This is a genomic window from Halalkalibacter lacteus (assembly GCF_036663595.1).
Taxonomy (GTDB): domain Bacteria; phylum Bacillota; class Bacilli; order Bacillales; family Bacillaceae_D; genus Halalkalibacter; species Halalkalibacter lacteus.
This window is the reverse complement of sequence record NZ_JAWRVL010000343.1, coordinates 1-251: the sequence shown is the minus strand read 5'-3', so window position 1 is coordinate 251 and position 251 is coordinate 1. Positions and strand designations below refer to the sequence as shown.

The window sequence follows — 251 nt, the reverse complement described above, 5'->3', positions numbered from 1 at the left end:
GACGGCCTTGAGCGCCTGGGCGCCGCCATCACCGACCTCGGACGCGACCTGCTCGGGCGGGCAGTCGCGCAGGAGGGCGGCGATCCGCAGCAGGTTCGCCAACTCCGGCCGGTTCACGGGGTCGTACGTGATCCGGCGCTCCGCGTCCGTCCGGGCCGCCTTCACCCGAGCGGCCGTCTCGTCGGGGGTGTCGCGCAGGTTGATGACGTTGCCCTTCGACTTGGCCATCTTCGTCCCGTCGGTGCCGAGCA

1 pseudogene is annotated in these 251 nt (G+C 72.1%); it reads right to left on the bottom strand.

Annotation, left to right across the window (positions count from 1 at the left end):
• A pseudogene (locus tag SAZ04_RS22590) lies at positions 1–251 on the bottom strand (tryptophan--tRNA ligase); the annotation flags it as partial.